The organism is Vibrio sp. 1562 (genome assembly GCF_033340155.1).
Taxonomy (GTDB): Bacteria; Pseudomonadota; Gammaproteobacteria; order Enterobacterales; family Vibrionaceae; genus Vibrio; species Vibrio alginolyticus.
In genome coordinates this window covers 1-3,104 of record NZ_JAWOVY010000062.1, presented here as the reverse complement: position 1 = coordinate 3,104, position 3,104 = coordinate 1, and the positions used below count along the sequence as shown (strand labels likewise).

Sequence of the window (3,104 nt, the reverse complement as noted above, 5' to 3'; positions counted from 1 at the left end):
GGTTGATGAAGTACTGCCTGAACAACCCATGCGTCAGTGGGTGTTGAGCTTCCCGTTTCAGCTGCGTTTCCTGTTTGGGGTCGTTTGCGGGAAGGGGCGGAATCCTACGCTAAGGCTTTGGCCAGCGATATTCTCCGGTGAGATTGATGTGTTCCCAGGGGATAGGAGAAGTCGCTTGATATCTAGTATGACGTCTGTCGCACCTGCTTGATCGCGGCCGCGATAGCTAGATCGCGTTGCTCCTCTTCTCCATCCGCGTTCCAAGCTGCGGAAAGGCACCCATAAGCGTACGCCTGGTCGAGCAGGCGACGCGGATCGACGTCCAGCGCACGAGAGAATGCGTCCGCCATCTGTGCAATGCGTCTAGGATCGAGACAAAGGTCGTCTCTGTCAGCCGGATCGTAGAACATATTGGCGGCGCCAAAGCCCACTTCACCGACCAGACCGACGGGATCTATCACCAGCCAGCCGCGACTGGAGAACATGATGTTTTCATGATGCAGATCGCCATGTAGCCCACGCAGTTCCGAGGCATTGCTCATCATTTGATCGGCTATAATCGCCGCGTGGACGTAGTCAGTTTGACAACCTGCGTTTTGATCATCGCGCGCCCGCTGAAACAAAGCTGCAAAGCGATCCCGGATCGGGAGAAGGGCAGAAGGCAGGGGTTCCTCAGATGCGGCATACAGCTTCGCCATTAGTTCCGCTGCAATTTCGGTCGCCTGGTAGTCGCCGTGCTCGGCAACGATGTGAGAGAGCATTCGCTCCCCGGCATATTCGAGCAACATCAGATTGTTCTCACGACCGAGCAACCGGACTGCTCCCCTCCCATTGCGCCATACCAGATAGTCGGCCCCGCGCAGTTCATCAGCAATGTCTTCTATAGGTTTCAATCCCTTGACGATTGCAGGAGTCCCGTCTGGCAATGAAACTTTCCAAACGAGGCTGGAAAAGGTGTCCGCAATGAGAACAGGTTGCGAAACGTGCCAATGAGCAGGAAAAACAGGCGGCATGAACATCAACCCCAAGTCAGAGGGTCCAATCGCAGATAGAAGGCAAGGCGTTCGCGGTCGGGGGCTTCGATCCCCAATACATTGAATAGGACAGCGAAGGCGCGCTCTGCTTCATCTGGCGCTGCCCAGTTCTCTTCGGCGTTAGCAATCATGAGTGCCAAATCGGCATAGCGATCTGCTGTTCCGAGCCGCCCAAGGTCGATCAGACCCGTGCATTGAAGAGTTTTAGGGTCCACCATGAAGTTCGGCATGCAGGGATCACCATGGCAAACAACCATATCGGTGCGCTCTTGGTCGAGCCGCACCGGTAGCTCTCGTTCGACACGAGCCAAAAGATCGAGCTGCGGCGTACTCTTGTCCTCGTCCGGTAAGAAGTCGGGATTGACGGCATTGCGGGACACCACATCAACGGCGCGTCCGAACATTCGCGACAGCCTGCGCTCAAACGGACATTGATCAACCGATAGGCTGTGAACAGCGCCAAGTTGCTGCCCCATTGACGGCCACGCTTTGAGCAAATCCGCTCCAGACAGATCAGCCGCCGGTACTCCCGGAATTGCCGTTATCACCAAGCATGCACCCTCCTGTTCCTCCTGCCAGTTGATGACCTCGGGGCAAGCCACACCTCGACCTTTGAGCCAAATGAGGCGGTCACGCTCTCCAGCGAGCTCACCGCGGCGGGAAGCAGGTGCGATTTTCGCGAAGGCATGCCCGTCACCACGTCGAAAAACAAAATCACCAGATTCTCCGCCTCTGACAGGCAACCAGTCAGAATGCGATTCACCAAAAAAAATATTAGTTCGATTCAATGGAGGTTCCTTCAGTTTTCTGATGAAGCGCGAATATAGAGAAATATCCCGAATGTGCAGTTAACGAATTCTTGCGGTTTCTTTCAGCGCCGCCAATACCGCCAGCCCGTCGCGCAAGGGGCGCGGCTCGTGTGTGCGGATGAAGTCAGCTCCACCTGCGGCGGCGGCAAGCTCTGCAGCGAGTGTCGCGGCCCCGACATCCCCCGGACCACGGCCTGTGAGCGCGCGCAGAAAGGATTTGCGCGAAACAGACAGAAGCACCGGCAAATCGAAGCGCAGCCGCAATTCATCGAACCGCGCCAGCACCGAGAGCGAGGTTTCGGGAGCAGCCCCCAGAAAAAACCCCATGCCGGGATCAAGGACAAGGCGGTTGCGTTTGATACCGGCACCCGTCAGCGCCGCGATGCGCGCGTCAAAGAACGCCGCAATGTGATCCATGATGTCGCCAGCGGGTGCCTCGCGCCGATCTGCCTGCCCGTCTTGCACCGAATGCATAACGACGAGTTTGGCAGATGATTTCGCCAATTGCGGATAGAACGCAGCGTCTGGAAAACCGCGAATATCATTGAGATAGGCCACACCACGCGACAAGGCATAGGCTTGCGTCGCGGGTTGATAACTGTCGAGCGAGACGGGAATGCCATCTGCCTTGAGCGCGTCCAGCACCGGCGCGATACGCGCGATTTCTGTGTCGGACGAAACAGGCGCGGCGTCGGGATTGCTGGATGCCGGACCGAGGTCGATCACATCTGCCCCCTCGGCCATCAGCTTACGCGCCTGCGCAATGGCTGCGTCTGGCGCCAGATACCGGCCTCCATCGGAGAAACTGTCCGAGGTTATGTTGACGATGCCGAAAATGATGAGCGATTTATTCATGGGGGCTTCTATAATAATAATAATCGAGCATGAGTCTCATACGGATGCTCGGGTCGAAAGGGAATCCCCAGGCGAGTAACCTGTTTGCGGTGATCCATTAGCTGCAGGAGCAGAATAGCATACATCTGGAAGCAAAGCCAGGAAAGCGGCCTATGGAGCTGTGCGGCAGCGCTCAGTAGGCAATTTTTCAAAATATTGTTAAGCCTTTTCTGAGCATGGTATTTTTCATGGTATTACCAATTAGCAGGAAAATAAGCCATTGAATATAAAAGATAAAAATGTCTTGTTTACAATAGAGTGGGATACAGACACGCTTGATATGTTTGGAGATGGGGTTCTAGGGATTTTCCCCTCTAAAAAGACTTAATCCTCTGTAGACCACACCAATAAATGGCTGCGGAGGTGG

Annotated in this window: 4 protein-coding genes; 1 reads left to right on the top strand and 3 read right to left on the bottom strand. The window is 55.3% G+C overall.

From position 1 onward, the window contains the following. Window positions 1-211 (top strand): hypothetical protein (locus R7Z49_RS23090; protein ID WP_206926156.1); only part of this gene is annotated, 211 nt, incomplete at its 5' end. Here the strand turns inward: R7Z49_RS23090 and R7Z49_RS23085 are convergent. Genes R7Z49_RS23085 through sul2 form a run of 3 tightly spaced genes read right to left on the bottom strand, consistent with a single transcriptional unit; the run spans window position 183 to window position 2,698 of the window. Continuing rightward, on the bottom strand, window positions 183-1,019 hold the full coding sequence (locus R7Z49_RS23085) for an aminoglycoside O-phosphotransferase APH(6)-Id (RefSeq protein ID WP_000480968.1): 837 nt from the start codon (window positions 1,017-1,019) through the stop codon (window positions 183-185). The two genes, R7Z49_RS23090 and R7Z49_RS23085, sit on opposite strands and share 29 nt — an antisense overlap. Beyond that, entirely contained in the window at window positions 1,019-1,822 is an 804-nt protein-coding gene (gene aph(3'')-Ib / locus R7Z49_RS23080; RefSeq protein ID WP_001082319.1) for an aminoglycoside O-phosphotransferase APH(3'')-Ib, read from the bottom strand. The genes R7Z49_RS23085 and aph(3'')-Ib overlap by 1 nt, the downstream gene beginning before the upstream one ends. A gap of 60 nt (window positions 1,823-1,882) precedes the next feature. Further along, window positions 1,883-2,698, bottom strand: coding sequence for a sulfonamide-resistant dihydropteroate synthase Sul2 (gene sul2 / locus R7Z49_RS23075; protein ID WP_001043260.1), 816 nt, complete (start codon window positions 2,696-2,698; stop codon window positions 1,883-1,885). Window positions 2,699-3,104: the final 406 nt, after the last annotated feature.